The 26,226-nt window shown below is 66.9% G+C and carries 25 protein-coding genes; 21 read left to right on the forward strand and 4 right to left on the reverse strand.

The window, feature by feature from the left end:
* The 3 genes from V7Q39_RS07785 to V7Q39_RS07795 all read right to left on the reverse strand — a co-directional run.
* On the reverse strand, positions 1-691 hold a 691-nt coding region (locus V7Q39_RS07785; protein ID WP_333815991.1), incomplete at its 3' end, for a VOC family protein.
* A 1-nt stretch (position 692) separates the two neighbouring features.
* Positions 693-2,198, reverse strand: coding sequence for a 5-carboxymethyl-2-hydroxymuconate semialdehyde dehydrogenase (gene hpaE / locus V7Q39_RS07790; protein ID WP_333815992.1), 1,506 nt, complete (start codon positions 2,196-2,198; stop codon positions 693-695).
* On the reverse strand, positions 2,195-2,587 hold the full coding sequence (locus tag V7Q39_RS07795; protein ID WP_333815993.1) for a 5-carboxymethyl-2-hydroxymuconate isomerase: 393 nt from the start codon (positions 2,585-2,587) through the stop codon (positions 2,195-2,197). Before V7Q39_RS07795 ends, hpaE begins: the two co-directional genes overlap by 4 nt.
* A gap of 96 nt (positions 2,588-2,683) precedes the next feature.
* Between V7Q39_RS07795 and hpaR the strand changes: the two genes are divergently transcribed.
* From hpaR to V7Q39_RS07820, 5 genes are all read left to right on the forward strand, one after another.
* Positions 2,684-3,163, forward strand: a complete 480-nt coding sequence (gene hpaR, locus V7Q39_RS07800) for a homoprotocatechuate degradation operon regulator HpaR (RefSeq protein ID WP_333815994.1) — start codon at positions 2,684-2,686, stop codon at positions 3,161-3,163.
* A gap of 92 nt (positions 3,164-3,255) precedes the next feature.
* Positions 3,256-4,257 carry a Gfo/Idh/MocA family protein gene (locus tag V7Q39_RS07805; RefSeq protein WP_333815995.1) on the forward strand — a complete coding sequence of 334 codons (1,002 nt, stop codon included), beginning with the start codon at positions 3,256-3,258 and terminating at the stop codon, positions 4,255-4,257.
* The gene (locus tag V7Q39_RS07810) at positions 4,254-5,825 is read left to right on the forward strand and encodes an acyl CoA:acetate/3-ketoacid CoA transferase (protein ID WP_333815996.1); all 1,572 of its coding nucleotides are present in this window, start codon (positions 4,254-4,256) and stop codon (positions 5,823-5,825) included. The genes V7Q39_RS07805 and V7Q39_RS07810 overlap by 4 nt, the downstream gene beginning before the upstream one ends.
* The gene (locus V7Q39_RS07815; RefSeq protein WP_333815997.1) at positions 5,822-6,601 is read left to right on the forward strand and encodes an enoyl-CoA hydratase/isomerase family protein; all 780 of its coding nucleotides are present in this window, start codon (positions 5,822-5,824) and stop codon (positions 6,599-6,601) included. The genes V7Q39_RS07810 and V7Q39_RS07815 overlap by 4 nt, the downstream gene beginning before the upstream one ends.
* A 1-nt stretch (position 6,602) precedes the next feature.
* Positions 6,603-8,129 carry an aldehyde dehydrogenase family protein gene (locus V7Q39_RS07820; protein ID WP_333815998.1) on the forward strand — a complete coding sequence of 509 codons (1,527 nt, stop codon included), beginning with the start codon at positions 6,603-6,605 and terminating at the stop codon, positions 8,127-8,129.
* Here the strand turns inward: V7Q39_RS07820 and V7Q39_RS07825 are convergent.
* Entirely contained in the window at positions 8,120-9,151 is a 1,032-nt protein-coding gene (locus V7Q39_RS07825) for a LacI family transcriptional regulator (protein ID WP_333815999.1), read from the reverse strand. The genes V7Q39_RS07820 and V7Q39_RS07825 overlap by 10 nt on opposite strands.
* A gap of 215 nt (positions 9,152-9,366) precedes the next feature.
* On the opposite strand from V7Q39_RS07825, the gene V7Q39_RS07830 reads away from it, so the two are divergent.
* The 16 genes from V7Q39_RS07830 to V7Q39_RS07905 form a co-directional block, all read left to right on the forward strand.
* Complete coding sequence (locus V7Q39_RS07830; RefSeq protein ID WP_443082498.1) at positions 9,367-10,617, forward strand: ABC transporter substrate-binding protein; 1,251 nt, start codon at positions 9,367-9,369, stop codon at positions 10,615-10,617.
* Between the two features lie 111 nt (positions 10,618-10,728).
* Positions 10,729-11,622: a carbohydrate ABC transporter permease gene (locus V7Q39_RS07835; RefSeq protein WP_333816000.1), complete on the forward strand. Its 894-nt coding sequence runs from the start codon at positions 10,729-10,731 to the stop codon at positions 11,620-11,622.
* Positions 11,619-12,497: a carbohydrate ABC transporter permease gene (locus tag V7Q39_RS07840; RefSeq protein WP_333816001.1), complete on the forward strand. Its 879-nt coding sequence runs from the start codon at positions 11,619-11,621 to the stop codon at positions 12,495-12,497. The genes V7Q39_RS07835 and V7Q39_RS07840 overlap by 4 nt, the downstream gene beginning before the upstream one ends.
* A gap of 4 nt (positions 12,498-12,501) precedes the next feature.
* Positions 12,502-13,614: an ABC transporter ATP-binding protein gene (locus V7Q39_RS07845; protein WP_333816002.1), complete on the forward strand. Its 1,113-nt coding sequence runs from the start codon at positions 12,502-12,504 to the stop codon at positions 13,612-13,614.
* On the forward strand, positions 13,614-15,101 hold the full coding sequence (locus V7Q39_RS07850; RefSeq protein ID WP_333816003.1) for a GMC family oxidoreductase: 1,488 nt from the start codon (positions 13,614-13,616) through the stop codon (positions 15,099-15,101). Before V7Q39_RS07845 ends, V7Q39_RS07850 begins: the two co-directional genes overlap by 1 nt.
* On the forward strand, positions 15,098-15,859 hold the full coding sequence (locus V7Q39_RS07855; protein WP_333816004.1) for a 3-ketoacyl-ACP reductase: 762 nt from the start codon (positions 15,098-15,100) through the stop codon (positions 15,857-15,859). Before V7Q39_RS07850 ends, V7Q39_RS07855 begins: the two co-directional genes overlap by 4 nt.
* Positions 15,860-15,862: 3 nt before the next feature.
* A complete protein-coding gene (locus tag V7Q39_RS07860; protein ID WP_333816005.1) occupies positions 15,863-17,443 on the forward strand; it encodes a GMC family oxidoreductase in 1,581 nt (526 codons plus the stop codon).
* Positions 17,440-17,751 (forward strand): Dabb family protein, encoded by a 312-nt coding sequence (locus V7Q39_RS07865; protein ID WP_333816006.1) that lies wholly within the window; start codon positions 17,440-17,442, stop codon positions 17,749-17,751. Before V7Q39_RS07860 ends, V7Q39_RS07865 begins: the two co-directional genes overlap by 4 nt.
* Before the next feature lie 142 nt (positions 17,752-17,893).
* Positions 17,894-19,063: a dihydrodipicolinate synthase family protein gene (locus tag V7Q39_RS07870; protein ID WP_333816007.1), complete on the forward strand. Its 1,170-nt coding sequence runs from the start codon at positions 17,894-17,896 to the stop codon at positions 19,061-19,063.
* The gene (locus V7Q39_RS07875) at positions 19,063-20,067 is read left to right on the forward strand and encodes a LacI family DNA-binding transcriptional regulator (RefSeq protein WP_333816008.1); all 1,005 of its coding nucleotides are present in this window, start codon (positions 19,063-19,065) and stop codon (positions 20,065-20,067) included. Before V7Q39_RS07870 ends, V7Q39_RS07875 begins: the two co-directional genes overlap by 1 nt.
* On the forward strand, positions 20,064-21,308 hold the full coding sequence (locus tag V7Q39_RS07880; protein WP_333816009.1) for a glycerate kinase type-2 family protein: 1,245 nt from the start codon (positions 20,064-20,066) through the stop codon (positions 21,306-21,308). Before V7Q39_RS07875 ends, V7Q39_RS07880 begins: the two co-directional genes overlap by 4 nt.
* 175 nt (positions 21,309-21,483) lie before the next feature.
* Positions 21,484-22,419, forward strand: a complete 936-nt coding sequence (locus V7Q39_RS07885) for a LysR family transcriptional regulator (protein WP_333816010.1) — start codon at positions 21,484-21,486, stop codon at positions 22,417-22,419.
* 144 nt (positions 22,420-22,563) lie between these two features.
* Positions 22,564-23,391, forward strand: a complete 828-nt coding sequence (locus V7Q39_RS07890; protein WP_333816011.1) for a 5-formyltetrahydrofolate cyclo-ligase — start codon at positions 22,564-22,566, stop codon at positions 23,389-23,391.
* A 139-nt stretch (positions 23,392-23,530) separates the two neighbouring features.
* A complete protein-coding gene (locus V7Q39_RS07895; RefSeq protein WP_333816012.1) occupies positions 23,531-24,637 on the forward strand; it encodes a BMP family ABC transporter substrate-binding protein in 1,107 nt (368 codons plus the stop codon).
* 137 nt (positions 24,638-24,774) lie between these two features.
* Positions 24,775-25,881 carry an ABC transporter permease gene (locus V7Q39_RS07900; RefSeq protein WP_333816013.1) on the forward strand — a complete coding sequence of 369 codons (1,107 nt, stop codon included), beginning with the start codon at positions 24,775-24,777 and terminating at the stop codon, positions 25,879-25,881.
* On the forward strand, positions 25,878-26,226 hold a 349-nt coding region (locus V7Q39_RS07905), incomplete at its 3' end, for an ABC transporter permease subunit (RefSeq protein ID WP_443082499.1). The genes V7Q39_RS07900 and V7Q39_RS07905, both read left to right, overlap by 4 nt.

Consider the following 26,226-nt stretch of genomic DNA (forward strand, 5'->3'; position numbering starts at 1 on the left):
TGGACATGAGGTCGAGGAGGTCGATGATGTTCAGCGGCGTCGGCACCCAGAAGGCAGTGTGGTGCAGGCGCGGGCCAGTGCCGTTGGTGAAGGCGATGTCGTGGACGCCGCCCTTGCGGTGGGTCCATGCGGCCCAGAGGCGGCCCGTCGCCTCATCCTCGGTGTATTCGGTGACGCGGAAGCCGATCTCGTTCCAGAAGGCGACGGCGGCGTCCACGTCGGGCGAGAAGCAGTTGAAATGATCGATCCGCAGCGGCTTGACGCCCTTGTAAAGCGCATAGTGCTGGTGGATCGGCGGCAGGCGGTCCATCCTTGCGTAAAGCTCCAGCGGGATGCCCTGCGGGTCGCGGGTGCGGAAGGTGCGGCCCTGGTAGGGACGTTCCACCCAATCGACCGGAAGGCCCTTGTCCGCGAAGAAGGCGGCGGCGCGGTCGAGGTGATCCTCGTCCCAGACCTTGAAGCCCAGGTCGCGCGCCTCGGCCACCGGCGCTTTCCGCAGGATGATGCAATGGTGGCCGCGTTCTTCCAGCGCGCGCAGCCAGATGGTGTCGGCGGTCTCGTCCGTCACCTGCAAGCCCAGCGTGTCGACATAGAAGGCGCGGCTGCGGGCGAGGTCGGTCACGCCGAATTCGACGTGGGACAGGCGGACGGTGTTGAAGGGGGGCGCAAGGTTCGGGGCGGGGACGGGCATCTCAGGCTCCCAGACGCTGGATCTTGTGGTTTCCAAGGGCGAAGGCGGTGTTCTTCTGTTCCATGTAGAATTCGAAGGACCAGTCCCCGCCGTCGCGCCCGATGCCCGATGCCTTCACCCCGCCGAAGGGGGTGGGCAGGTGGCGGACGTTCTCGCTGTTGACCCAGATCATCCCGGCCTCCAGCGCGTCGGAGAACCGCAGGGCGCGGGTCAGGTCATTGGTCCAGAGATAGCCAGTGAGGCCGTAGGCGGTGGCATTGGCGATCTGCATCGCCTCGGCCTCGTCCTTGAAGGTCAGCGAGGTGAGGAAGGGACCGAAGACCTCTTCCTGCGCGATGCGCATCTGCGGGGTGGCGCCGGTGAAGAGGGTGGGGTGGACGAACCAGCCCTTGTCGCCAACCCGCGAGCCGCCTGCGGCCAGCGTTGCGCCATCGGCCTGGCCGATGCCGACATAGGAGGTGACCTTGTCGAAATGGGTCTTGTGGATCAGCGGGCCGATTTCGGTGGCGGGATCAAGCGGGTGGCCGACCCTGATCCGGTTGATCCGCTCGACCAGCCGCGCATGAAACTCCTCGGCGATCGTGTCCTGCACCAGCAGGCGGCTGGACGAGGTGCAGCGTTCGCCGTTCAGCGAGTAGATCATGAAGATCACCGCATCCAGCGCGCGGTCGAGGTCGGCATCGTCGAAGACCACCACCGGGTTCTTGCCGCCCAGTTCGAAATGCACCCGCTTCAGCGTATCGGAGCCCTGTTTCATGATCAGGCTGCCGGTGCGGCTTTCGCCGACGAAACCGATGGCGCGGATCGCGGGATGTTCGGTCAGGGCTTTGCCCGCTTCCTCGCCGAAGCCGTTGACAAGGTTCAGCACGCCCGGCGGCAAGCCTGCCTCATGGCATATTTCTGCCAGCAGGCGCGCGGTGAGCGGGGAAAATTCGGCGGGTTTGTGGACGACCGTGCAGCCTGCGGCAAGGGCCGGGGCGATCTTCCAGGTCGACAGCATGAAGGGCGTGTTCCAAGGGGTGATCACCCCCACCGGGCCGATGGGTTTGCGGCTGGTGATATTCAGATGGTCGGGGGAATGCAGCGTTCTGCCGTCCCGCGCGGACGGGGCAAGGTCGGCGAAGAAGCGGAAGTTCTCCGCCCCGCGCAGGGCGGCCTTCGACATGAAGCGCCAGGCCTGCCCGGTGTCCCAGCATTCGCAGAGCGCGATCTCCTCGGCCCGCGCCTCGATCAGGTCGGCGATCCGGTGCAGCACCTGCTTGCGCTTGTCGCCCGGCAGCGCCGCCCAGGCCGGGAAGGCTGCCTTCGCCGCCTCTGCCGCGCGGTCGATATCCGCCGCAGTCCCCCGCGCCACCTCGGCGATCAGGCTTTCGTCCACCGGCGAATGGGTCTGGAACGTGCCGCCCGATCCCTCGACATCCTGGCCGCCGATCAGGTTCCTGATCCCGCCCTCCCGAAAGCGTGCCAGATGGCGGTCCAGCTTTTCCAGATGGGTCGCAAGGGTCATTCGGTGCCTCCGGGCAGGTATTTGCGGATCGAGCTGGCTTTGGGCGAAAGCTCCGGGTCGATGTCGCGCATCTCCATCGACAGCATGAAGGAGGACGTCTCCATCACTGTGGCACAATAGGCCTCGGCGGCGGCGAAGATCGCGGCGGTGGCTGCGGCCTTCGCCTCGGCTGTCCGGCCGCCGCGCAGACGGACCGAGATATCCAGATAGGCGTGGTCCGGGTTGCCGTCGGCAATCAGCACATGGTCCGCCTTGATCGCCCGGACCCGGATGCCCGCCAAGGGCAGCACCCCCGTCGCCACCGCCGCATCCCGCAACACGCGGCACAGGCCTGCGACATCGAGGCGCGTTTCAAGATTGGCGGAATAGTCGATCTGTATATGCGGCATCGCGGTCTCCCCAGGGCAGTGAGGCGGATGATACTTGCTTTGTCAAGTAATTTCGCGACGGTTGAGCCCATGCCCGAAACAGGCGATAAGCTGAAGATGACCGACGCGCCCGCCTTTCGCCAGACCCGCCGCTCGCTCCCCATCGCGCTTCTCCGCGCGCGGGAGACCGTCATGGGCCCGCTGCGCGACATGCTGGCCTCCTCTGGCGTGAACGAACAGAAGTGGCGCGTGCTGAGGGTGTTGCAGGAAAAGGGCCCCCAGGAGCTCAGCCAGGTCGCCGCCGAGGCGGTGCTGCTTCTGTCCAGCCTGACCCGGATGGTCGGTCCGATGGTCGAGGAGGGGCTCATCTCGCGCACCACCCCGCCCGAGGACCGGCGCAAGACCGTGGTGGCGATCACCCCCGCCGGGCTGGCTCTGGTCAACGCCCATGCCGGGCAAAGCGCGGCGATTCTGGGCCGGATCGAGACCGAGTTCGGCCATGACCGGCTGGAGCAGCTGCTGGACCTGCTGGAAGACCTGCAGAAGCTGGAGTTGCGCGGCGGCAATGTAGAGACGGGCCGGAAGTCCAGGCGCTGACCCTGTCCTTCGGCGGTGGGGCAAACGACCTCTTGACGAGGATTGGACCGTTCCAGTATCAAATTGGAACGATCCAAAATATAGGAAGAATCATGCGCTGGGGTCTGATCGGGGCAAGCACGATTGCCGAGGAGCACATGATAGGCGCCTTGCGCGCCGCGGGGCAGGAGATCGCGGCGGTCCAGAGCGGCTCGGCCGACCGCGCCCGCGACTATGCTTCGAAACATGGTATCCCGCTGGCGCAGTCCGACCTGCAGGCTCTGCTGGCAGAGCCGGGGATCACTGCGGTCTATATCTCCTCGACCAACGAAAAGCACCACGCGCAGGCGCTTGCGGCGATCCGGGCGGGCAAGCACGTTCTGTGCGAGAAGCCGCTGGCGATGACGGTGGCCGAGGCAGCCGATATGGTCCGTGCGGCGGAAGAGGCCGGGCTGGTCTTCGCCACCAACCACCACCTGCGCTGTTCCGGCAGCCATCGCGCCGTCCGCGACCTGATCGCCTCGGGCCGGATCGGGCGCGTGTTGTCGCTGCGGCTTTTCCATGCCGTCCACCTGCCGCCGCATCTTCAGGGTTGGCGGATCGACAACCCGGACGCGGGCGGCGGAGTGATTCCCGACATCACCGTGCATGACGCCGATGTGGCGCGCTTCCTTCTGGGCGAGGACCCGGTGACGGTGGTGGCACAGATGTCGGCGTCCGGCATGGGGCAGGGGGTCGAGGACAGCGCGATGTCGGTCTGGACCATGCCCTCGGGCGCGATGGTCCTGTCCCATGAAAGCTTCACCCATCCCTTCGCCGGATCGGGGCTAGAGGTGCATGGCACCGAAGGCTCGATCTTCGCGACCGGGGTGATGACCCAGCGCCCAGCGGGCGAGATCGCGCTGGTCACTGCCCAGGGGCGGGAGGCCGTGCCCTATTCGCCGCACAATCTTTATGAGCAGGCGGTGCAGGACTTTGTCGCCGCGGTCGAAGGCCGGGGCCGCCCCGCCGCGACCGGCGAAGACGGTGTCGCCTCGCTGGCCGTGGCGCTGGCGGTGCGCGAGGCCGCCCGCAGCGGCCTGCGCCAGACCGTCAACTACGGCGGTGCGGCATGACGAAGCTCGTCTCGCCCGCCGAAGCCGTCGCCCGCATCGCGGATGGGGCAGTCGTCACCGTTTCGTCCTCCTCGGCGCTGGGCTGCCCGGACCTTGTGCTGAAGGCGCTGGGCGACCGTTTCCGCGCCGAGGGCCATCCGCGCAACATCACAACGCTGCACCCGATCGCGGCGGGCGACATGTATGGTGTCAAGGGCATGGACTGGATCGCCGAGGACGGGCTTCTGGCCCGCGTGCTGGCGGGGTCCTACCCCTCGGGCTCGTCCAACCTGCCGATGCCGGAAATCTGGAAGATGATCGTCGAGGATCGGGTGGCCGCTTACAACGTCCCCTCGGGCATCCTCTTCGACATGCACCGCGAGGCTGCCGCGCGGCGTCCGGGCGTGCTGACCAAGGTCGGGATGTACACCTTTGCCGACCCGATCCGCGAGGGTTGTGCGATGAACGGGCGGGGGGCTTCGCAGCCCATCGTCAGCCGGGTGGAGTTCAACGGCGAGACCTGGCTCCACTTCCCCAACATCCAGCCCGACGTCTGCATCCTGCGCGCCACCACGGCGGACGAGAACGGCAACCTGACCTATGAACACGAAGGCGCCTATCTGGGCGGGCTGGAACAGGCGATTGCCGCGCGGAACAACCGCGGGCTGGTGATCGCGCAGGTCAGCCGCCTGACCGCCGCAGGCTCGCTTCGCCCGCATGACGTTCGGGTGCCCGGCCATCTGGTCGACCTGATCGTGCTGGACCCCGACCAGCGCCAGACCACCGAAACGCCCTATGATCCGGCGATTTCCGGCCAGATCATGCGGCCCTGGTCCAGCTTCACCCTGGCGGAGCACGGCGTGGAGAAGGTCATCGCCCGCCGCGCCGCGCTGGAGCTGCGCAAGGGGCAGACCGCCAACCTCGGCTTCGGCATCAGCGCCATGGTTCCCCGTATCCTCTTGGAGGAAGGCCATCCCGAGGCCGTGACCTGGGCCATCGAACAGGGCGCGGTGGGGGGGATGCCGCTGACCGGCTTCGCCTTCGGCTGCGCCTCGAACGCCTGGGGCTATATCCCCTCGCCGCAGCAGTTCATATATTTCCAGGGCGCTGGGTTCGACATGTCGTTCCTGTCCTTCCTGGAGATCGACGTGGAGGGCAACGTCAACGTCTCGAAGCTGGGGAAGAAGCCCTACCTGACGGCCGGTTGCGGCGGGTTCGTCGACATCACCGCGCATGCCCGGAAGATCGTCTTCTCCGGCTGGTTCGAGGCCGGGGCAGATGTGCGGCTCGGGGCGGGGGGCCTGACGGTCGCCGCGCCCGGCAAGTTCTGCAAGATGGTGGAGAAGGTGGAACACGTCACCTTCTCGGGCAATCGCGCTCGCGAACAGGGGCAGGAGGTGCTGTATGTCACCGAACGCTGCGTGATCCGGCTGACCGACAAGGGGCTGGTGGCGACCGAGATCATGCCGGGCATCGACCCTGCGCGGGACATCGTGGCGGCCAGCCAGGGCCGGGTGACGGTGGCAGAGAACGCCAGCACTATGCCCCTGTCCCTGCTTGCCGAAGGCCCGATGGGGTGGTGCCCATGACCCCCCAAACTCTTGGCGTCCGCCTGCATATCGCCGGGCCCGTGGCCGAACTCACGCTGGACAACCCGGCCAAGCTCAACTGCTTCACGGTGGAGATGCTGGGGCAGCTCGCCAGCCATCTGGAGGTGGTCGAAGGCCGCCCGGAAGTGCGCGCGGTCATCATCACCGGCGAGGGTGAGAAGGCCTTCTGCTCGGGCGCCGACATCAACGCCTGGGGCGGGCTTTCCCCCGCCGAATTCGCCCGGAACTGGGTGCGCGGCGGGCATCGCATCTTCGACCGTCTGGCTCGGCTGGCAAAGCCCACCATCGCGGCGCTGAACGGTCATGCTTTCGGCGGTGGGCTGGAACTGGCGGCCGCCTGCGACATCCGGGTGATCACCCCGAAAGCCACCATCGCGCTTCCCGAGGCCGGGGTGGGGATCGTCCCCGGCTGGTCTGGCTCGCAGCGGCTGGCCCGGCTGATCCCGGAAGGCATGGTCAAGGAGATGGCCCTTTTCGGCCGCCGGATCGGGGCGGAGCGGCTTTTGGCCTGCAGTTTCGTCGCCGAGATCGCCGAGGATGTCCGCAGCACCGCGCAGGAGATCGCCGAAAAGGCCGTCACCCTCTCGCCCCGCGCGACCGAGATCACCAAGGCGATGATCCATGCCGGGCAGGGCGAGGACAGCGCGGCCCTGATCGAGGCGCTGGGATCGGCCGCCATCGCCGCCAGTGCCGACCGGCAAGAGGGCGTCGTCGCCTTCCAACAGAAACGCAAAGCCGAATTTCCGGGGACCTGAGATGAATGACCTGACCCTGATCCCCGCCACCAACGCGACCCTTCCGCCGGTCTTCGAGGCTCGCCACCTGATCGACGGCCAGTGGCGGGACAGTTCCGACGGCTCCACCTCCGAGCGCCTCTCCCCCTCGCATGGCGTGGTCGTCAGCCGCGCGGCCAGAGGCGGCAAGCCCGAGGCGGAGGCCGCCATCGCCGCCGCCCGCGCGGCCTTCGACGACGGACGCTGGAGCGCGCTTTCCGGCAAGGCCCGTGCCACGGTCCTGCTGAAAGTCGCCGACCTGATCGAAGCCAACGCCGACCGCATGGCCCTGATCGAGACGCTGGAATCCGGCAAGCCGATCAGCCAGGCGCGGGGCGAGGTTTCCGGCGCCGCCGATCTCTGGCGCTATGCCGCCTCGCTGGCCCGCACGCTGCACGGCGACAGCCACAACAGCCTTGGTCAGGACATGCTGGCGGTTGTGCTGAAGGAACCCATCGGCGTGGTCTCTATCATCACGCCCTGGAACTTCCCCTTCTGGATCCTCAGCCAGAAGCTGCCCTTCGCGCTGGCGGCGGGCTGCACCTGCGTCGTCAAGCCCTCGGAGCTTACGCCCTCCACCACTGTCATGCTGGGCGATCTTCTTGCCGAAGCGGGCCTCCCCGCAGGGGTCGTCAACATCGTGCTCGGCTACGGCCAGCCGGTGGGCGCAACCCTTGCCAGCGACCCGCGCGTGGACATGATCACCTTCACCGGCTCCACCGCCGTGGGCAAGGGGATCGCGGCGGCGGCCTCGGGCACGCTGAAGAAAGTCGCGCTTGAGCTTGGCGGCAAGAACCCGCAGGTGATCTTCCCCGACGCCGATCTGGAAAGCGCCGCCGATGCCGTGGTCTTCGGGGTCTATTTCAACGTCGGCCAGTGCTGCAACTCGGGCAGCCGGATCATCGTGCACGAAGACATTGCCGAGGCCTTCACCGCCCGCGTGGTGGAGCTGTCGAAGCAGGTGGCCTTCGGCGACCCGCTCGACCCCGCCACGCAGGTCGGCGCCATCGTCAGCCCGGAACACGGCGCGAAGATCGACGGCTATGTGACGGCGGCCCGCAAGGCCGGGGCGAAAGTCGCGCTCGGCGGCGCTTCGCTGCAAGTCCCCGGCCTTGGCTCCCAGTTCTACCAGCCGACCGTAGTTACCGACGTCACCCCCGACATGCCCATCGCCCGCGAGGAGGTCTTCGGCCCGGTCCTGACCGTCCTCACCTTCCGCACACTGGACGAAGCGCTGAAACTGGTGAACGATGCCGACTATGGCCTCTCTGCCGGGGTCTGGAGCGAGAACGTTCACACCTGCCTGACCTTTGCGCGCGGTGCGCAGGCCGGCACGGTCTGGACCAACACCTGGATGGACGGCTTCCCCGAAGTGACCTTCGGGGGCGTCAAGCAATCGGGCCTTGGCCGCGAGATCGGCCGCTATGGTCTGGACGAGTTCATGGAGATCAAGTCGCTGGTGATGCGGATCGGTCGCACGCGGGCGCCTTGGGTGAAAGGTCAGGGATGAGGACCGAACTCGATCTGCGGGGCATACAGGACATGAAGTGCGTCGGCCGCCTCGCCGCGCATCGAGCGCAGCAATGTCCGCCCCATCGCGCGCCCGGCCTCCCAGAGGTCCTCGAAGACGGTGTCCACTGTCGGCCGCAGCAGATCGAAGATCGCCGAAGCGCGCTTGGCGATCACGTCCAGCTGCTCGCCGGGGGTCAGACGCAGGTCGGCCATCGCCGACAGGCAGGCGATCGCCGCGACCTCGCCGACGCAGATCACCCCGTCGGGGGCATCGGGTTCGGCAAGGCGCTGGCGCAAGAAGGCCGCTATGCCGGTCGCGGGGGTCGAGAGGGTGACGGTCTCGGTCGTCTCCCAGTCAAGGCCGCGTTCGCGGCAGGCCGCCACCAGGCCGTAGCGCAGATGCTGGGCGAAGGTGAAGCGGGCCTCGGGCAGGATCATCAATATCCGGCTGCGCCCTTTTTTCGCAAGCCGGGCCACCGCGGCGCGGGCAAAGGCCTCGTTGTCGTAGTCGACCCAGGGGTGGGGCGTGGTGAACTCGGTGCGGCCATGGCTGACGAAGGGAAAACCCTGTTCGATGAGATAGCGCACGCGGGGATCGAATGGCTCGGTCCGGTTGATCACGATGCCGTCGCCCAGCCGGTTCTCGACGATGGTGCGGACGGCGGTCATCCGGTCTGTGTGCATCACGTCGGGAAACAGCGTCACGGAATAGCCGGTGCCCTGCAATTCGTCGGTCAGGCCGCCCAGCAGATCATGGGTGAAGCCCAGAAACTCGTGGTCGAGGCTGAGCAGCAGTTGCACCACCTTGGTGCGCCCAGTGCGCAACCGCTGCGCCGCGCGGTCGGGGACATAGCCCTGCGCGCGCGCGGCCTCGGCCACCAGTTCGCGCGTCTGGGCGGCGATGCGCGGGTCCTTCGCCAGAGCGCGCGACACAGTGGTGATCGCAAGCCCCGTCGCCTGTGCCACCGTGCGCAGAGTGGCCCGCTGACGCCCCCCGGATCTGATGCCGATCTCGTCCACGATATGACTGCCGCCCCCTGCGCCCGGCGCGAATCGATTCGCTGTGCAACGATGCAAATCCGCTTGGATCACGCGCCGCTGCCCGGCCTAGGCTGCCCCGTCAACCGCCGGTTTTCAACAGGAAACATGAATCCGGCAAGAAATCTGTTGACGGCAGAAACGTTGCAACGTTTTAAATCCACTGTCCCCAGAGGGCAAATCAAAGGGAGGAAGACATGACGATCATGAAACGCGGGTTCGCGGCCGCGGCAATGTTGCTTGCCACCACCAGCCTCGTGAAGGCCGAGGATGTGGAGGTGCTGCACTGGTGGACCTCCGGCGGTGAGGCCGCCGCTCTGAACGTGCTGAAGGACAATCTGGCCGCTGGCGGCACCGGCTGGGTCGACATGCCCGTCGCCGGTGGCGGTGGCGAGGCTGCGATGACCGCGCTGCGCGCCCGTGTCACCGCAGGCGACCCGCCCACCGCGGTGCAGATGCTGGGCTTCGACATCCAGGACTGGGCCAAGGAAGGCGCGCTTGCCGACCTGACCGCGACCGCGCAGGCCGAGGGCTGGGACAAGGTCGTCCCCGCCGCGCTTCAGGCCTTCTCGACCTATGACGGCAAATGGGTCGCGGCGCCGGTCAACGTCCACTCGACCAACTGGGTCTGGATCAACAAGGCCGCGCTCGATGCCACCGGCCTTGGCGAACCCAAGACCTGGGACGAACTGGTCGCCGTGCTCGACAAGATGAAGGAAGCCGGGATCACGCCGCTTGGTCATGGCGGCCAGCCCTGGCAGGACGCCACCGTCTTCGACGGGATCGTCCTCGGCATGGGCGGTGATCTCTACAAGAAGGCGTTCATCGACCTCGACCCCGCCGCGCTGGGCGGGCCCGAGATGGCCACCGCCTTCGACCACCTGATCAAGCTGCGCTCCTACGTCGACGACAACTTCTCGGGTCGCGACTGGAACCTGGCTTCGGCCATGGTGATCAACGGCGAGGCCGGCATGCAGATGATGGGCGACTGGGCCAAGGGCGAGTTCCTGAAGGCCGGGAAGGTGCCGGGCACCGATTTCGTCTGCATCCGCTTCCCGGGCACCCAAGGCTCGGTCACGTTCAACTCCGACCAGTTCGCGATGTTCAACCAGACCGATCCCGCCAAGCAGGAAGCCCAGGTCGCGATGGCCAAGGCGATCATGGACCCGGTCTTCCAGTCGGCCTTCAACGTGGTGAAGGGCTCGGTCCCGGCGCGGACCGACGTTCCGAACGACGCCTTCGACGACTGCGGCAAGAAGGGCATGGCCGACCTGGCCGAGGCCAACACGGCCGGCACGCTCTACGGCTCGATGGCGCATGGCCATGCCGCGCCTGCTGCGGTGAAGAACGCCACCTATGACGTGATCACCGCGGCCTTCAACGGCGAATATGCCGATGGCGCCGCTGCTGCCGCGGCCCTTGCCGACGCGGTCGCCGCCGCGCAGTGACCCGACAAAGGGGGGCGGCCCTGGTCGCCCCCTACCCAAATTCCTTCGAAGGAATTTGGCAAAAGTTCTCGAAAACTTTTGCTGCCCGAGGCTGGCGGCAGGGAGGATGACATGGCCACGACCGAGGCCGATTTCCGTACGACACTGCAGGACTGGCTGCCGAAGCTGGTGCTTGCGCCCTCCTTCGCCGTGACGCTTCTCTTCGTCTACGGCTTCATTCTCTTCACAATCGTCCTTTCCTTCACCGGTTCGAAGATGTTGCCGCGCTACGACTGGGTGGGGTTCGAGAACTATCAGAAGCTCTTCGCGCTGCCCGCCTGGAACACCGCGATCGTCAACATCGCGATCTTCGCCACGCTCTACATCGTCATCTGCACCGCGATCGGGTTGATGCTGGCGATCTTCCTCGACCAGAAGATCCGGGGCGAGGGGATGCTGCGGCCGATCTACCTGTACCCGATGGCGCTGAGCTTCATCGTCACCGGCACCGCCTGGAAATGGTTTCTCGACCCCGGCATCGGCCTGCAGCGGATCATGCACCAGTGGGGCTGGGAGAGCTTCACCTTCACCTGGATCAAGGACGGCCAGATGGCGCTTTACACCATCGTCATCGCCGCCGTCTGGCAGACTTCGGGCTTCGTGATGGCGATGTTCCTGGCCGGATTGCGCGGCATCGACAATGAAATCCTGAAGGCCGCCCAGATCGACGGGGCGTCGAACTGGCAGCTCTACCGGCGGATCGTGATCCCGCTTCTCCGCCCGGCTTTCCTGTCGGCCTTCGTCATCCTCAGCCACCTCGCGATCAAGTCCTACGACCTCGTCATCGCGCTGACCGGCGGCGGCCCCGGACGGGCGACCGAGATGCCCGCGACCTTCATGTATTCCTACACCTTCACCCGGAACCAGATGGGCATCGGGGCGTCCTCTGCCGTGATCATGCTGATGACCATCGCGGCGATCATGGTGCCCTACCTCTACGCCGAGCTGAAGGAGAAGAAGGCATGAGCGCCGTCACCCAGGACACCGCCGTTTCCACCAGCCGCGCGACCCGCGTCTTCCTGTACCTGATCCTGATCCTCTTCGCGCTGTTCTACCTTTTGCCGCTCTACGTCATGGGGGTGAACTCGCTGAAGCCGCTGCCGGAAATCACCGGCGGCAACATGATGGCGCTGCCGTCCACCTGGACGCTCGACCCCTGGCGGTCGGCCTGGTCCACCGCGCAGATCGGCGTCGAGCCCACGGGGCTGCGCCCCTATTTCCTGAACTCGATCCTGATGGTGGTCCCTGCGGTCGCCATCTCCACCGTCGTCGGCGCGCTGAACGGCTACGTCCTGACCAAATGGCGCTTCCGGGGGGATACCTGGGTCTTCGGGCTGATGCTCTTTTCCTGCTTCATCCCGTTCCAGATCGTGCTGATCCCGATGGCGGTGGTCCTGGGCAAGCTCGGCCTCGCGGGCTCGGTCCCCGGGCTGATCCTCGTGCATGTCGTCTACGGCATCGGCTTCACCACGCTCTATTTCCGCAACTACTATGCCAGCTTCCCGACCGAGCTGATCCGCGCCGCGCAGATCGACGGGGCAGGGTTCTTCCGCATCTTCTGGCGCATCCTCCTGCCCGTCTCCGGCCCCATCGCGGTGGTCAGCGTGATCTGGCAGTTCACCAACATCTGGAACGACTTCCTGTTCGGCGTCTCCTTCGGCGGCACCTCGCAGCCGATGACCGTGGCGCTGAACAACCTCGTCCAGTCCTCGACCGGCGTGAAGGAATACAACGTCCATTTCGCGGGCGCGATCCTTGCCGCCCTTCCCACCCTCTTCGTCTACATCGTCGCAGGCCGCTACTTCGTGCGCGGGCTGATGGCGGGCTCTGTGAAAGGCTGACCCCATGGGCTTTCTCGATATCCGCAACGTCACCAAATCCTACGGCAACGTGCAGGTCCTGCACCGCGTCGACATCGCGGTCGAGGAGGGCGAGTTCCTGGTCCTCGTCGGCCCCTCGGGCTGCGGGAAATCCACGCTTCTGAACATGATCGCCGGGCTGGAGGCCATCACCGGCGGCGAGATCGCGATCAAGAACCGCGTGGTAAACGGCGTCCATCCGTCCAAGCGTAACATCGCCATGGTGTTCCAGTCCTACGCGCTTTACCCCAACATGACCGTCGGCCAGAACATGACCTTCGGGCTTGAGATGCACGGTGTCCCGAAGCCCGAGCGTGACAAGGCCCTCGCCTCGGTGGCGAAGCTTCTGCAGATCGACCACCTGCTTGACCGCAAGCCCGGCCAGCTCTCCGGCGGCCAGCGCCAGCGCGTCGCCATGGGCCGGGCGCTGGTCAGGAACCCCGACGTCTTCCTCTTCGACGAGCCGCTTTCCAACCTCGACGCCAAGCTTCGCGTCGACATGCGGACCGAGATCAAGAAGCTGCACCAGAACCTGAAGACCACCATCGTCTATGTCACCCACGACCAGATCGAGGCGATGACCCTCTCCACCCGCATCGCGGTGATGAACAAGGGCCATGTCCAGCAGCTCGGTGCCCCGAAGGAAATCTACGATACCCCTGCCAACGTCTTCGTCGCCACTTTCATGGGCTCGCCCGCGATGAACATCGTTCCCGCCACTGTGGTGATGGAGGGCGGCCACCCCCATGCTGCCGTCACCGGTGCCGATGGCGCGGTCCAGCACCTGCGCTTCAGCCAGCCCGGCCTTGCCGCCTGGAAGGGCAAGCCCATCCTCCTCGGCATCCGCCCCGAAGCGATCACCGACCCCGAGGGCGCCGACCGCAAGTCCGGCAACATCGTCGCGCTGAAGAACCGCGTCACCGTCACCGAGCCCGCCGGGGCCGACACTTTCGTCACCATGACCCTGTCGGGCAAGGATGTCATCGCCCGGATGCGCGCCGATGCCGCCGTCACCCCCGGCGAGAGCTTCGACTTCGCCGTGAACATGGACAAGGCCGTCGCCTTCGATCCCGCGACCGAGGACCGGATCACCGCCTGATGCAACCTGACGTCCTCATCATCGGCTCCGGCATGGGCGGGGCGACGCTGGCAGCAGCGCTCGCCCCTACCGGGCGCCGCGTCCTGATCCTCGAACGCGGTGAGCGGCTCGCCGATTGCCCCGAGGCCCGCGATCCCGCCGCCATCTTCCAGCGCGGCCACTTCAAGCCGAACGAGACCTGGCGCGACATCTCCGGCGCGCCCCTCCACCCCGGCAACTACGCCTATGTCGGCGGCAACACCAAGTTTTACGGCGCCGTCCTCCTGCGCTACCGTGCCGAGGATTTCGCGCCGCTTCGCCACATTGACGGCACCACCCCCGGCTGGCCGATCGGCTACGACACCCTCGAACCCTTCTACGCCCGCGCTGAAACGCTTTACCGCGTCCGCGGCGATGTCGCGAACGATCCCAGCGAGCCGCCCCATTCCGCCCCCTATCCCTTCCCGCCGGTTCCGGACGAGCCCGACATCGCCGCGCTCCGCCAGGCATTTTCCGCCCAGGGGCTCCACGTTTCCGCCCTGCCTCTGGGTGTCGACATCGACGCCTGGCTGAAACGCGCGTCCACCGGCTGGGATGCCTTTCCCTGCACCACCGGCGCCAAGTCCGACGCGGAAAGCTGTGGCCTGGCCGAGGCGCTGAAGCACCCCAACGTCACCCTGCAAACCGGCACAAAGGTCATCCGCATCCTCGCGCAAGGCCGTCGCGTCACCGGGGTGGAGGTCGAAAGGGCAGGGACACGCGAAACCCTTTCCGCCCCCATCGTCGTTCTCTCGGCGGGCGCGATCCTCTCCTCGGCCCTCCTCCTCGCTTCGGCCAACGACGATCATCCGGCCGGCCTTGCCAACCGTTCCGATCAGGTCGGGCGCAACTTCATGAACCACAACCTGACCGGCATGGTCGCCTACAATCCCTTCCGCCGGAACCGCACCACCTATGAGAAGACCATCCAGGTCAACGACTTCTACCTGACCGGCGGCCCGAATGGCGAACCACTGGGCAACATCCAGATGCTCGGTCGCATCACCGGCCCGATCCTCGCGGGCGAATCCGGCCTGCCGCTCTGGCTTTCCCGCCATATTGCCGACCGGTCGATCCACATCATGGCCATGTCCGAAGACCTGCCCGACCCCAACTCCCGCGTGCTGTGGCGGAACGGCGAGGTCGTGCTGGACTGGAAGAAAACCAACACCCGCGCCCACGATCTGCTGGTCGGGCGTCTCAAGCAGGCCATGCGCAGGGCGGGCTGGCCCATTACCCTGTCGCGCGGCTTCCCGAAGTCGAAGCCCAGCCACCAATGCGGCACCAACTGCATGGGGGCCGACCCCGCCGCGTCGGTGGTGGACGCGAACCTCAAGGCCCACGATCTCGACAACTTCTACATCTGCGACGCCTCTGTCCTGCCGACCTCTGCCGCGGTGAACCCCTCGCTCACCATCGCCGCCCTGGCGCTGCGGGCGGGCGAGCATATCGCGAAAGCCCTGCCATGACGGCGCCCCTCGCCCTCGTCACAGGCGGCCAGCAGGGCATCGGCCTTGGCATCGCCCGGGCGCTTGCCGCACAGGGCTTTCGCCTCGCCATCGCGTCGCTGCCCGATTCTTCGGACGCGACCGTCCGCGAGGCCCTCGCCACTCTCGGCCCCGGTGCCCGCTACTACCGCCACGACCTCTCCGACCTGGCGGCCATCCCCGTGCTGATTGGAACGATCGAAAACGATCTGGGCCCGATCGACGCGCTGATCCAGAACGCCGGTGTGGCCGCAAAGGTGCGCGGCGACCTGCTGGAGATCACGCCGGAAAACTTCGACTGGATCATGGGCATCAACCTGAAGGGCGCCTTCTTCCTGGCCCAGCAGGTCGCGAAACGGATGCTGGCGACCCCCAGCCCGCACTACCGCTCGATCACCTTCGTGACCTCCGTATCGGCACAAATGGCCAGCCCTGAGCGTGCCGACTATTGCATCTCCAAGGCCGCCGCTTCGATGGCGGCGCGGACCCTCGCCGTCCGCCTTGCCCCTCAGGGCATCGGCGTCTTCGAACTGCGCCCCGGCATCATCGAGACCGGCATGACCGCAGGCGTGAAGGACAAGTATGACGCCCGCATCGCCGACGGCCTCGTCCCCGCCGGGCGCTGGGGCCAGCCCGCCGACATCGGCCAGGCGGTGATCCCCCTCGTCACCGGCCAGATGGCCTTCGCCACCGGCGCGGTGATCCCCGTCGACGGCGGGCTCTCCATCGAAAGACTGTGATCCATGACCGAAGGCTATGACTATATCATCATCGGCGGCGGCTCCGCAGGCTGCGTCCTCGCCGCCCGCCTGACCGAGGACCCGACGGCCAGGGTCCTTCTCCTCGAAGCCGGGGGCCGCGACCGCCACCCCTTCTACCACCTCCCCGCGGGCTTCGCGAAGATGACCAAGGGCATCGGCTCCTGGGGCTGGCAGACCGTGCCCCAGCGCCACATGCGCGGAATGCAGATCCGCTACACCCAGGCCAGAGTGATCGGCGGCGGCTCCTCGATCAACGCCCAGCTCTACACCCGCGGCAATGCGCTGGATTACGAGGACTGGCGCCAGATGGGCTGCACCGGCTGGGGCTACGAGGATGTGCTGCCCTACTTCCGCAAGTCCGAGATCAACGACACCCACACCGACCGCTTCCACGGCACCGAAGGCCCCCTCGGCGTCAGCCAGCCCCGCGCGCCCCTGCCGATCTGCGAAGCCTTCTTCGCCGCCGGAGCCGAAATCGGCATCCCGCGCAACCGCGACTTCACCGGCGCGGCGCAGGACGGCCTCGGCTATTACCAGCTGACCCAGCGCTGGTACCGCCGCTCGTCCACAGCCACCGCTTTCCTGAAGCCCGCCCTGAACCGCCCCAATCTGGCCCTGAAAACCGGCCAGCAGGTCCTGCGCATCGTCACCGAAAAGGGCAGGGCGACCGGCGTCGAAACCGCCGAAGGCACGTTCCGCGCCACGACCGAGGTCATCCTCGCCTCCGGCGCCATCGGCTCGCCGCGGCTCCTGCAACTCTCCGGCATCGGACCCGCAGACGACCTGCAACGCCTCGGCATTCCCGTTGTCCTCGACCGCCCGCAGGTGGGCAGCAACCTGCAGGACCACCTCGACCTCTTCGTGATCGCCGAATGCACCGGCCCCCATACCTATGACCGCTATGCCAAGCCGCACTGGTCGGCGCTCGCGGGCCTGCAATACCTGCTGACGCGGAAAGGCCCCGTCGCCTCCTCGCTCTTCGAGACCGGCGGCTTCTGGTATGCCGACCCTTCCGCCCGCTCGCCCGACATCCAGTTCCACCTCGGCCTCGGCTCCGGGATCGAGGCCGGGGTCGCCGCCATGCCGCAGGGCGGCGTCACCCTCAACTCCGCCTTCCTGCGCCCAAGGTCGCGTGGCACCGTCCGCCTCGCGTCGAGCGACCCGAAGGCTGCCCCCCTGATCGACCCGAACTACTGGCAAGACCCCTACGACCGCGAGATGTCGATCAAGGGCCTGAAACTCGCGCAGGAGATCATGCGCCAGCCCGCCCTGAAGCCCTTCGTCCTTGCCGAACGCCTGCCAGGCCCCGAGGTTCGCACGGACGAGGACTACATCGCCTACGCCTGCCGCAACGCCAAGACCGACCACCACCCCGCCGGCACCTGCCGCATGGGTGCCGACCCCGAAGCCGTGGTCGACCCGACACTCCGCTTCAACGGCATCGAAAACCTCCGCGTCGCCGATGCCTCGATCATGCCCACCGTCGTCTCCTCCAACACCAATGCCCCGACGATCATGATCGCCGAGAAAGTCGCCGACCTGATCAAGGAAGCCCGCAGTTGATCCGCCACATCGTCCTGCTGAAAGCCCGGCCCGAAGTCGGCGAAGCCCAGATCGCCGCCATCTTCGCCGATCTCCACGCCATCAAGGCCAAGCTCCCCGGCATCCTCGCCATCCACGCCGGTCGCAGCGAAAGCCCCGAGCAGATCGAGCGCGGTTACCTGCACGGCTTCACCGTCGATTTCACCGGTTGGCAGGCCCTTGCCGTCTACCAGTCCCACCCCGACCACCAGCGCGTGGGCGCCGCCCTTGTCGCGGCCGCACAGGGCGGGATCGACGGCATCCTCGTCTTCGACCTGCCGATCCCATGACCATTTTCTGTCTTCAAATATCCTCCGGGGGTTTGGGGGGCGAAGCGCCCCCAACGACCGAGGAGAAGCGCGCAGGCGCGCCGACGAGACAGAAGGCCTGCGCGCCAGCGCTCTGTTCAAAACCCGCCCGAGAGGCTTGCCCATGCTGACGCTGCCCACCGAAGACGCCCGCGTCGAACCCTACCGCCTCACCGGTACTCCGCTCACGCCGCGCGCGCCCAAAGTCCCCCTGACCCGCACCGCCTTCGCCGCTGCCCATGTCGTCTCCGACCCCCTGCGCGAGCGGAGCCCCTGGGACGGCCGCCCCGCCGTCGACTGGGACGCGACGCTGGCTTTCCGCAGACAGCTCTGGAATCAGGGCCTCGGCCTTGCCGAAGCCATGGATACCGCGCAGCGGGGCATGGGTGTCGACTGGCCGACCGCGCTGGAGCTGATCCAGCGCACGATGCGCGCCGCGAAGGCCCATCCGCTCACCCCCCGTGTCGCCTGCGGGGCGGGGACCGATCACAAGGCCGCCGCCGAACTTGCCACCTCCGACGCGATCCTCGCCGCCTACACCACCCAGGCCGAGGCCATCGAAGCCGCGGGGGGGCAGCTGATCCTGATGGCCTCCCGCGCCTTTACCGCGATCAATGCCACCCCCGAGATCTATCATCACGTCTACCGCCGCCTGATCGACCAGGCCGCACAGCCCGTCATCCTGCACTGGCTGGGCGACATGTTCGACCCCGCCCTCACCGGCTACTGGGGCAGCACGGATGTTGCCGAAGCCTCCGATTTCGTGCTGGATCTGATCCGGGAAAACCCGGCCAAGGTCGACGGCATCAAGATTTCCCTCCTCGACCAGGCCCATGAGGAACAGTTCCGCGCCCGCCTCCCCGCAGGCGTCCGTCTCTACACCGGCGACGACTTCAACTACGCGCCCTTGATCGAGGGCGACGGCACGCACCATTCCCACGCGCTCCTCGGCATCTTCGCGGCCATCGCCCCCGCTGCGTCGCAGGCGCTGGAGGCTCTGGCGCAAGGCGACAGCGCAACCTATCACCGCCTCCTCGCCCCCACCGTCCCCCTCAGCCGCGAAATCTTCCGCGCGCCAACCCGCTTCTACAAGGCGGGCATCGCCTTCCTCTCCTGGCTGAACGGCCACCAGACCCATTTCATCATGCCCGCAGGGTTCCAGTCCTCGCGCGACATCACCCATTACGCCCAGGTGTTCCGGCTGGCGGACAAGGCGGGCTTGCTTTCCCGTCCCGATCTGGCAGAAGCGCGGATGACCACCCTCCTTTCCCTGCACGGCATCGACCAGAGCTGATGGACAAAAGGCCGACGATCATCGACGTGGCGACGCTGGCGGGCGTCTCCAAATCGACCGTCAGCCTTGTCCTGCAACAAAGCCCGCTGGTGAAACAGGAAACCCGCGACGACGTGCGCCGGGCCATGGCCGACCTCGGCTATGTCTACAACCGCGCCGCCGCCAACCTGCGTTCCGCCAACGCGGGCCTGATCGGCCTTGTCATCAACGACCTCAGGAACCCGTTCTTCACCGAATTCGCCACCTCGTTGCAGATGGCGCTGTCCGCGCGCGGCTATGCCACCGTGCTGGCCAACACCGATGAAGACCCCGCGCTGCAGGCCCAGGTCGTCGGCGCGATGCTGGAACACGGCGTCTCCGCCCTGATCGTCTCTCCGGCCTATGGCGAAGAGGCCGCGACCTTCGACGCCATTGCCCGCGCCAATGTCCCCGCGCTGCAGGTCCTGCGCCAGGTCGCCGACAACGCCCGCTTCCCCTTCGCCGCGCCGGACTATCCGACCGGAAGCCGCCTTGCCACCGAACACCTGCTGCAACAGGGCGCGCAGCGCATCGCCTTTGTCGGGGGCCTCGAAGGCCGCGCCGTCACGCAACTTCGCATGTCGGGCTACCTCGCCACCCTCGCCGCCCAGGGCCTGACACCCCTCCACCTTCCCGGCCGCCCCGGCCGCGCCTTCGGGCGCGAGGCCGCCCGCCGCCTCGCCGCCGACCATCCCGCCGTGGATGCCGTCCTCTGCTTCAACGACCTCACCGCGCTCGGCCTCCTCACCGGCTGTGCCGAGCTTGGCCGCCCGGTCGGAACCGCGCTCAGGATCGTCGGCTTCGATGATATCGAGGATTGCGCCCAGGCCTTTCCCACCCTCTCCTCCGTCCGCTGCGACATCGCCGGATTCGGGCGACAGATGGCGGAAACGGTGCTGAAATGGCTGGAAGAAGACCATCGCCCCCCGCCGGAAACCATTACACCGGTGACATTGATCCCCCGTGCGTCGAGCCAGCCCCGATGATCCCAGACCCCGCCGCCTTCCTGCGCCAGCTCTTCGACCGTGCCGTCGAGGTCGCCGACCCGATGCGCTCGCTGGCCCGCTTCCTGCCCGAAAGGCCCAAGGGCCGCCTGCTAGTGATCGGCGCCGGGAAAGCCTCCGCCCGTATGGCCGAGGCGGTCGAGGCCGAATGGGGGCCTTGCGAAGGTCTCGTCATCACCCGCTACGGCTACGCCCGCCCCTGCCGAGGGATCGAGATTGTCGAGGCCGCCCATCCGGTCCCCGACCAGGCCGGGGTCGACGCGACGCGGCGGATGCTCGCGCTCCCGCAAGGGCTCAAGGAAGACGACACCGTTCTCGCCCTCATCTCCGGCGGCGCCTCCGCGCTGCTCTGCGCTCCGGCGGACGGCATGACGCTTGCCGAGAAGCAGGCGGTCAACGCAGCCCTTCTGGCCAGCGGTGCGCCGATCTCGGCGATGAACACCGTGCGCAAGCATCTGTCCCGGGTGAAGGGGGGCCAACTCGCCGCCGCCGCCTTCCCGGCCCGGATGCTCGCCCTGATGATCTCCGACGTGCCGGGAGACGACCCCGCCTTCATCGGCTCCGGCCCCACCGTCGGCGACGCCACCACGCCGGACGACGCCCGCGCTCTGCTGAGCCGCTGGTCCATCCCCGTCCCGCCTTCCGCCCAGGCGGCCCTCGCGCAGTCCGGCGTCGTCGCGCCTGCAGACCCGCGCCTTTCCCGCACCGAAAACGTGATCTACGCGGCCCCCGCCCAATCCCTCGCCGCTGCGGCCGACCTGGCTGCCCCGCATTGCGAGATTCGCACCCTCGGCGACCGCCTGGAAGGCGAAGCCCGCGAGGTCGCCCGCGACCAGGCCGCCATGGCCGTCGAGATCGCCGCCAGCCTGACGCCCGACGACCGCCCCGTGCTCCTCCTCTCCGGTGGCGAGCTGACCGTGACCCGGCAGGGCGACGGGGTAGGGGGTCCGAATGCCGAATTCTGCCTCGCCCTCGCGCTCGCCCTGAGTGGCCATCCGCAGATCCACGCCCTCGCCTGCGACACCGATGGCGTCGATGGCGCCGCCGAGGTTGCGGGCGCGGTGATCGGCCCCGACACGCTCAGGACCCCAGGCGCCGCCGAGGCGCTCGCCCGCAACGACGCCCACAGCTTCTTCGCCCGCGCAGGCGCTCAGGTCGTGACCGGCCCCACCCTCACCAATGTCAACGACTTCCGCGCGATCCTGATCCTGCCGCCCGGCTGACCCCTCCCCGCACTCCGCTCGGATCTGGTGCGGCGAATCCTGATCGACACGGAACGGCGCGGCCGCCATACAAAGGACCTGACCGAAAGCGACGGCAGCAGGCCGGTGCCCGGCGGCATCGCCGAGGAAATCCACCTGCCGGTGAGGCCATGTTGCGTGCAGGCGGGGACACGAGATGCTGAAAGAGATGGACACCCGCCAGTTGCGCGTGCTGCGGGCCTTGCTGGAAGAGTGCAGCGTCACCCAGGCCGCGCGCAAACTGGACCTGTCGCAGCCCAATGTCAGCCTGACCCTGCGCAAGCTGCGCGACATCATCGGCGATCCGATCCTTGTGCGCAGCGGCTCGAAACTGGTTCCGACCGAACGCGGCCAAACCCTTCTGGCCCAGGTGCGCGCCGTGCTGGACGGAATAGACCGGATCGTCGGCACGTCGCCGACTTTCGATCCCAGATCGTCGACCGCCCCGTTTCGCATCGCTTCGGCCGATTGCATGGAGGCGATCTTCCTGCCGCCGCTGGTGCAGCATCTTCAGCAGCAGGTTCCGGGCGCATCGGTGATCGTGCGGGGTATCGACGCCAGCTTCGACTATGCCGAAGCGCTGGAACGCGATCAGCTGGATGTTGTCATCTGCAACTGGCCCGGTTCGCCCGGCCATCTGAAGACGGCGCATCTGATGACGGAAGACATCGTCTGCCTGATGGGCACGCAGCATCCGCTGGCCGGGCGCGGCAGGGTGAGTATCGAGGACTATATGGCCTCGGACCATATTGCCCCCGTGGCGCGGTCGCGGGCCGATCCGGGCCCGATAGACCTTCAACTCGCCGAGCGGGGGCTGCGCCGGAAGATCCGGACCATGGTGGCCGAATTCAACCTGATTCCGCACATGCTGCTGGGCTCCGACCTGATCTTTACCTCAAGTGCCCGTTTTGCAGCCTATTTTAGTTCGCTTATGCCACTTCATTGGACGCCCGCTCCATCCGAGTTCGGAACGCTGAAGTTCTTCCTGCTCTGGCATGAGAGGGCACATTCGGATGCCCGAAATATCTGGCTGCGCGGGCAAATTTCCGCTGTTGCGCGATCTCTGGAAGCCAGCCGGACGCTGCGGGAATAACTATAAGCATTTTGATATAGACTTCTTACCCCGCCGCTGTCTTTCCGACTTCGGTCGCGATGCTAGCCTTGGGTAATGGGCAAGATGACCTGCCCTCTGCCGGCCTCATCCCAGGCGGCGGACCTTTGTCTGATCGGAACGCCCATGTCGCATTCAACGCTGAATTCCTCCCTTGAATCCACCGCAGAAGAGCGGGCTGGCCGCTGGGCGGGCCGCAATTCCGACAAGGACCGGCTGCGCGCCGAAATCTGGGAGAATCTGGAAGTCAGCGGGATGAACATCGGCCCGGTCTGGAGCCGGATCTCCAACTGGGTTGGTGCAGAGGACGCGGCCAAGCGGCTTTCGGATCTCGAGATATGGAAACGGGCCAAGGTGGTGAAATGCAACCCCGATCCCCCGCAGATCCCTGTCCGCCTGCGCGCGCTTTACGACGGCAAGAAACTCTACATGCCGGTCCCCGAATTCGGCACCGGAGAGCTGCCCTGGGTCCTCCTGGACCCGGTGAAGCTGGAGCGTGATGGCGTGCAGTTCGAACTGGCCGCCACCTCGCAGGGGGCGGTCAATGTCGGCCAGAAGCTGGGCTTCGAGGATATGGAACCGCTGGACATCGCGGTCTGCGGCTGTGTCGCGGTGACCCGCGCCGGCGGGCGCACCGGCAAGGGCGGCGGTTTCGCCGATCTTGAACTGGGCCTCTTCCGCGATCTCGGCAAGATCACCGACGAGACGCCGATTGTCACCACCGTCCATTCCAGCATGGTGGTCGAGGACGACCGCCTGCCGGTGATGGCGCATGACTCGCTGCTGAACTGGATCGTCACCGAGAAGGAAGTGATCGAGACCCGGCCCAGCGGCAAGCAGCCGGGCGGCGTGGTCTGGGATCTGGTGCAGCCGGACCAACTGGCTGACATCTGGTTCCTTCCGGCGCTGAAAGAGAAGATCCTGGCCGCAAAAGCCGGAAAGGCCCCGGCCTGACGGCAAGGGGAGGAGCGTGACATCGGGGATCGCGGCGAAATCCGCGCTTCCCGGCCCGGCAGGGAAAGGAGACCCCGCCGCAAGACCTGCCTCAACCGACCGCCAGACAATGGCGGCATTCCCAACAGATGGAGCTCACATGTCCGCATTTTCCCTGTCCCGCCGCAATCTTCTGCAAACCGGTGCTGCGGCGCTTGCCGCCTCGGTCTTGCCTGCAGGTCTTGCCCGCGCCCAGAACCCGGTCACTATCGGCGCGATCTACGTCGGTCCGCGTGACGATTATGGCTGGAACCAGTCCCACGCCGCCGCGATGAACATCCTGCGCGGTGTCGAAGGCGTGACCGTCGTCGAAGAGGAAAACGTCCCCGAGACCAACGCCGTCACCCAGACGATGGAATCGATGATCAACCTGGAAGGGGCGAACCTGATCCTCGCCACGTCGTTCGGCTATTACACGCCCTTCGTGGTCGAGGCGGCGATGAAGTATCCCGCCGTACAGTTCCGCCATTGCGCCCCCCTGTGGAATGCCGAGACCGATCCGAAGAACGCGGGATCCTATTTCAGCTATCTGAACCAGGCGCATTATGTGAACGGCGTCGCGGCGGGCCTGTCCTCCGCCACGGGGAAGCTGGGCTTTGTGGCAGCCAAACCGGTGCAGACCGTCCTTTCGAACTGCAACTCATTCCTTCTGGGCGCGCGGTCGGTCAATCCGAATGCCACGGTGCAGGTGATCTTCACCGGCGAATGGTCGATGCCCGTGCGCGAAGCCGAGGCGACCAACGCGCTCATCGACGCGGGCTGCGATGTGATCGGCTGCCATGTCGACAGCCCAAAGGTCGTGATCGAGACCGCCGAGGGCCGGGGCGTGAAGACCTGCGGGCACAATGCCGACTGCTCGCCGCTGGCGCCGAAGGGCTTCATCACCGGGGCGGAAAGCAAGTGGGAAACCACCTACAGGATCTATGCCGCCGCCCTAGCCGCCGGTGAAGCCCCGCCGAACCTGATCGCGGGCGGCTATCACAACGACATGCTGCGCAACACCGCCTTTGGTGCGGGTGCCACGCCGGAAGCCGTCGCCGCCGCCACTGCCGCCATCGAGGCGCTGAAGCAGGGGCAGCCGATCTATGTCGGCGAGCTGAAGGACAACAAGGGCAACATCGTCATCGCCGCCACGCTGGACAATTACGCGCCCGAGCTGGAATCGATGGACTATCTGCTGGATGGCGTGATCGGATCGACCAACTGACCGGATGGGCGACGGGCGGGTATTCTTCCCGTTGACCCGCTCCGCGCTCTTGCCTCCGGGTCCGGCTTCCGGGCCGGACCCGGCCTTGTCAGATGTTGCGATCCCGGCGCGGCCGGCAGAAGGATGACCGAAGCCCCATGTCCTCAGCTTCCCCCTCGCGCGCAGTGACCGGCTCCGGGCGGCACCTGCGCAACCCGCGCCTGATCGAGGCCGCCGTGATCCCGCTGGCCGCGCTGCTTGCCGCGGTGATCCTGTTCTCGGTCTTCCTGCTGGCCTTGGGCAAATCGCCCGTCACCTTCTTCTCGCTGGTCTGGACCGGAGGCTTCTCATCCTGGTTCTCGATCCAGAATGCGCTGCAACGGGCCGCGCCGCTGATCCTGACCGGCCTCGCCTTCGCCATCCCCGCCCGCATCGGCCTGACCCTTCTGGGGGCCGAGGGCGCGCTGGTTCTGGGCGGCTTCACCGCCGCCGTGGTGGCGATCCCCTTCCTCGGCATGCTCCCCGCCCCGCTGATCATGCTGGTGATGGTGCTCTCCGCCGTCATCATCGGGGCCCTCTGGGTCGGCCTTGCCGGCTGGCTGAAGCACTATCGCGGGGTCAACGAGACCATCTCGTCGCTCCTCCTCACCTATATCGCCATCGCCATCGTCAGCTTCCTGATCGAAGGCCCGTTCCGCGACCCGCGCTCGGCCAACAAGCCGTCGACCCTGCCGCTTGGCCCCGACCTGCGGGTGGGCGAGATCTGGGGCACCTCGGTCCACTGGGGGCTGGCGGCCGGGCTGGTGCTGGCGGTCGTCCTCTGGGTGCTGATGGAACGCACAAGCTTCGGTTTCGCCGCGCGGATGACCGGCGGCAACCTGCGGGCCGCACAGGGCCAGGGCCTGCCGGTCGGCCGTCTGATGATCGCCTGCTGCGCCATCGCCGGGGCCTGCGCCGGGCTGGCGGGCTTTTTCGAGATGGCGGCGATCCACGGCCAGGCCAATGCCTCGCTGGCCGCCGGCTACGGCTTCACCGGCATCCTTGTCGCCTTCCTGGCCCGGCAGAACGGCCTTGCCGTGGTGCCGGTCGCCATCCTCTTCGGCGCGCTCGATGCCTCGGGCGGGCTGTTGCAGCGGCGGATGGAGATGCCGGACGCCACCATGCTGGTCTTGCAGGGGATGATCTTCATCGTGCTCCTGGTCAGCGACACCTTCTACGGCCGCCTGCCTTTCCTCGACTACAACCGCAGCGGAGACCGGACATGACCCAGGCCGAGCTGATGATCGTCGTCTACGCCCTGATCGGCGGGGCGATCCGGGTCTCGACCCCGTTCCTGTTCGTGGCGCTGGGCGAATGCCTGACCGAGAAATCGGGCCGCATCAACCTTGGCCTCGAGGGCAGCCTGATCCTTGGCGCGATGGTCGGCTACGCCACCTCGTTCCAGAGCGGATCGCCCTGGGTCGGCGTTCTGGCGGCAGGGATCGCGGGCACCTGCATGGGCGCCGCGCACGGCTGGATCTGCAAGCTGCCCAAGGTCAACGACATCGCCGTCGGTCTGGCCTTCATGAGCCTTGGCACCGGCCTCGCCTTCTTCTTCGGCAAGCCCTACA

The sequence above is a fragment of the Tabrizicola sp. genome (assembly GCF_036781545.1).
In the GTDB taxonomy this organism is placed as follows: Bacteria; Pseudomonadota; Alphaproteobacteria; order Rhodobacterales; family Rhodobacteraceae; genus Tabrizicola.